The organism is Rahnella sp. 2050, from assembly GCF_040544515.1.
GTDB lineage: Bacteria > Pseudomonadota > Gammaproteobacteria > Enterobacterales > Enterobacteriaceae > Rahnella > Rahnella aceris.
Genome location: NZ_JBEPKE010000019.1, coordinates 1 through 1,356 on the forward strand (window position 1 = coordinate 1; position 1,356 = coordinate 1,356).

Annotated in this window: 1 protein-coding gene; it reads right to left on the reverse strand. The window is 49.3% G+C overall.

The window, feature by feature from the left end; translation table 11 throughout:
- Nucleotides 1–239 precede the first annotated feature (239 nt).
- Complete coding sequence (locus ABIC79_RS25590) at nucleotides 240–1,274, reverse strand: IS110 family RNA-guided transposase (RefSeq protein ID WP_013576221.1); 1,035 nt, start codon at nucleotides 1,272–1,274, stop codon at nucleotides 240–242.
- Between the last annotated feature and the right edge of the window lie 82 nt (nucleotides 1,275–1,356).

Genomic DNA, 1,356 nt, shown 5'->3' on the forward strand with positions numbered 1-1,356 from the left:
CATATATGGACGCCCCGGGTGTTACAAGTACTGGTTCGATACGGTTTGCGACCATATATCCGGCGTCGTTAGTGGGTTAATTTACCCGCGCCATGATGTTATCCGAGCCCTGTTTCCTTATCACTACACCGGTATATGATTACCCAGGTCAACTTCAGGCTGTTACAGGGACGGTAGCCGTTTTCTCATCAGTGCCTGCAAACTCAGTTAAATAAGTTTCTGTAAATTGCTGTTTTTAGCTAATTCATCGCAACGGCCTTCTGCATATTAAAATCAACCCCATCTGTCAGCACACGCCAGATAATTCTCGTCAGTTTATTCGCCAGTGCAACCGTGGTTTTCAGGAACCCTCGACGAGCTTCAAGCCTTTGCAGCCAAAGGCCCAGACTGTCATCGCGCTTTTTCATACAGCGCATTACAGACCGTGCTCCATGGATGATTAATGTTCTGAGACTACGATTGCCATTTTTTGTCACGGAGGATAATCGTTGCTTGCCTCCCGAACTGTGCTGCCGGGGAACCAGGCCACACCAGGCGGATAACTCTCTGCCGTTGGAAAATTGCCCTGCATCCACTTCACTGATAAACGCTGCCGCGATGAGCGGGCCGACTCCCGGAATAGTTAACAACTGGCGATAGGCAGCTTGTTGTGAAGACAATGCAGCAATTTCCTTATCCAGTCCGGTGACGCGTTCATTCAGCGCCTGCATGTCTTCCCGCAATGTAGAAAGTAAACGGCGGACAGTGAACGTTAACTCATTCGACGCGTCTTCCATCAGTTCAGGCAGGTGCTGCTGGAGGCACTGTATCCCGACAGGGATAATGAGACCATATTCAGCGAGCAGAGAACGAAGCTGGTTAGCCAGCGCCGTTCTTTGCTCAACCATGAGCTGACGGGTATTTCGCAGCGCTTTGATATCCTGCTGCTCAGCAGTTTTGACCGGAACAAAGTGGATGCCAGGGCGGAGTGCTGTTTCACAAATCGCCAGCGCATCATTAGCATCGTTTTTCTGGCTTCTGACAAAGGCTTTAACGTGCTGGGCAGGTATCAGTCTGACGTTGTATCCCATCGTTCTGAAGGTTCTGCCCCAGAAGTGCGAAGTAGAGCATGCCTCCATCGCGATAAGCGTTCCGGGCTCGAAGTGTCGAACGCAATCCAGCAATTTTGAACGGGAGATCTTCTTGTTATATGCAATTGAACCATCAACCATCCAGACGCATACCTGAAAAACAGATTTGGCAATGTCGATACCAACAACTCTGATTGTGTTCATGTGATATCACTCCTGAATTAATTGCAGTCAATAGAGTATGGCACTGGCTACTTCAGGGAGGGGCGTCCATAACATCACTACA

What these genes read in the sequence shown, in the direction of transcription:
- ABIC79_RS25590 (WP_013576221.1), bottom strand. Translation starts at nt 1,274, where the DNA reads ATGAACACAATCAGAGTTGTTGGTATCGACATTGCCAAATCTGTTTTT.